Genomic DNA, 2,779 nt, shown 5'->3' on the forward strand with positions numbered 1-2,779 from the left:
CGTCTGTGTGCTCTCTCGTTTTTTTTTTTCCAACCAGCAGACGGCATACGATATTTCTCCCTGTCCCGTGGGCTCGGAGATGTGTATAGGAGACGGGCCAACGCCCCCCCCGTCCCTCGCGCCGGCGGCCCGGGCGCCACCGTTGGCGCCCGGGCCGCCGTCGCGAGGCACGGTGGTGGCTTTGCCGGCCTTGCCGGAGCCGCCGTCGCCACCGGTACCGCCGGTGCCGCCATCGCCGGCTGCCCCTGCGCTCCCACCATTGCCTCCCGTGCCGGCCGCACCGCCAGCACCGCCTTGGCCACCGATCCCGCCGCTGCCACCCGAGCCGGCGTTGTCGGAGCCGTCGTCGTTGTAGCCGGCGCCGCCAGTACCCCCTTGACCGCCCTGACCGCCCTGGCCACCACTGCCATTGGTTGCGTCGGAGACGGCGCTGCCGCCGGCGCCACCTTCGCCGCCGGTGCCGCCTTGGCCGCCGGTGCCGGCGGGGTCTGCGACCGCGCCGGAAGGCGTCACGCCGTGGGCGCCGGTGCCGCCCTGACCGCCCTGGCCGCCTGTTCCGCCGTCGCCGGCGACGTGGCCGGCGCTGGTGGTGGCGCCGCCTTGGCCGCCCTTGCCGCCGGCACCGCCCTGCCCGGCCTGGCCGAAGCTCTGGCCTGGGAAGCCGCCGGTGCCCGGCGCGCCGCCGGCGCCGCCTTGGCCGCCGGCACCGCCTGTCCCGCCGGCGCCGGCGTTGTTGGCGCCGTCGTCGTTGTAGCCGAAGCCGCCGGTGCCGCCGGCGCCACCTTGGCCGCCCTGACCGCCCCTGCCGTTGTTTGCGCCGTTGGCGGCGTTGCCACCCTGGCCGCCTTGACCTCCTTGGCCGCCTTGACCGCCGGTGGAGCCGGTTCCCGAGGCAGGGCCGGTGGCGCCCAGGCCGCCCTGACCACCCTCGCCGCCTTGACCCCCTGGGCCCGCTGTGTCGTGGAGAGTTGTGCTGCTGCCACCTTGGCCGCCCTGACCACCGGCGCCGCCAGCGCCGCCGGAGCCCGCGCTACCGCCGGTGCCGCCAGTACCGACCGCGCCCGCGGTGCCACCGGTGCCGCCGGTGCCGCCCGTACCGCCGGCGGTGGCGTTGTTGGTGCCGTCGTCCGCGTATCCCGCGCCGCCTTGGCCACCGCGTCCGCCGGCGCCGCCGGCTCCGCCGGAGCCGTTGGTGCCGCCATTACCGGCGCCACCCGCGCCACCTTGGCCGCCGGCTCCACCCTTGCCGCCGGTGGACCCGGTGTCGTGGGGTGTGGCGGCGGTGGACCCGGTGGCGCCGGCCCCGCCGTCGCCGCCCGCGCCGCCCCGGCCGCCGGTGCCAGCGGCGCCGTCCGCTCCGCCGTCGATTCCGGAGCCAGCCGCCCCGGCGGCGCCTCCAGTGCCGCCCCGACCGCCTTCGGCACCGCTGCTACCGGTGCCGAAGGTATTGGCGCCACCCTGGCCGCCCTGGCCGCCCTGGCCACCGACGCCGCCCTGCCCACCTTGGCCGCCGCCGACCCCACCGATGCCCGCGCCACCCGTGCCACCCTGGCCGCCAGCGCCGCCGTCGCCGCCCTGGCCGCCGGCGCTCGGCGAGCCGCCGGACATGCCGGACTGGCCACTGCTGCCGTAGCCACCGCTGCCGCCGGTGCCGCCTTTCCCGCCCGTTCCGATCGCGCCCGCCGCGCCACCGTCGGTCCCGGAACCGGCCGCCCCGGCGGTGCCGGTGTTCGTTCCGCCTTGGCCACCCTGGCCACCTTGGCCACCGATGCCGCCCTGTCCACCGGCGCCACCTCCGACACCACCGATTCCCGCACCACCGGCACCGCCTTGGCCCCCGGCACCCCCTTGGCCGCCCTGAAGTCCGGCGGTGGGTGCGCTCGCGTCGCTAGCGCCGCCCTGGCCGGCGCCACCGGTGCCACCCGTCCCGCCGGTGCCCCCGACACCACCTCTGCCCGCGCTGCCCGCGGTCCCGCCGAACCCACCGGCCGCGCCGCCCGCGCCGGCCGCCCCGCCGGTGCCGCCGGTGCCGCCCTGGCCGCCCTGGTCACCCAGGCCCAGGGCGGCGCCGCCCGCACCGCCGTTGCCACCCACTCCGCCGGTACCGCCGTGGCCGCCGTCGCCCGAGATGCCGATCCACGCATGACCGCCGGCCCCGCCCGCGCCCGCGGCGCCGCCGGATGCACCCATACCGCCCTGCTGGCCGGCGATGGCGGAGGTGCCCAGCCCTCCGGCCCCGCCGTCGCCACCGGCGCCGCCGTGACCACCGAAGCCGATCACACCGGCGTTCCCGCCAGCGCCGCCGGTCCCGCCAGCCCCACCATCAGCGCCGGCAGCACCGGCGCCACCAGTCCCTCCCGCACCTCCGTCGCCACCGGAGCCAATCAATACGGCGTTACCGCCAGCCCCGCCGCTACCGCTGCCCACACCACCGGTCCCGCCAGGCCCGCCGACGCCACCGTCACCGAACAGCAACCCGCCACGACCGCCGGCACCACCGTTGCCGCCGTAACCGCCGGGATCGTTGCCGCCGCTCCCGCCGGCACCGCCATATCCGATCAACGGGGCAGCACCACCGGCACCGCCGGCGCCACCGGTTCCGCCAGCTCCACCGTGCCCGCCGGATCCCAGCAACAACCCACCACGACCGCCGGTTCCTCCGGCCGCACCAGCCCCACCGACGCCGCCGCTACCGCCTTTGCCTATGAAGCCAGCGTCACCGCCGGCGCCGCCGTTCTGGCCGGCAGCGCCCGACCCACCGTCCCCCCCGCTTCCCCCC

At 78.0% G+C, this 2,779-nt stretch carries 1 protein-coding gene; it reads right to left on the reverse strand.

Annotated features, from left to right (window positions below):
• A partial coding sequence (locus MSIMFI_RS17460; RefSeq protein WP_191498585.1) for a PE family protein occupies nt 1-2,779 on the reverse strand: 2,779 nt, incomplete at both ends.

The sequence above is a fragment of the Mycobacterium simulans genome (assembly GCF_900232995.1).
In the GTDB taxonomy this organism is placed as follows: Bacteria; Actinomycetota; Actinomycetes; order Mycobacteriales; family Mycobacteriaceae; genus Mycobacterium; species Mycobacterium simulans.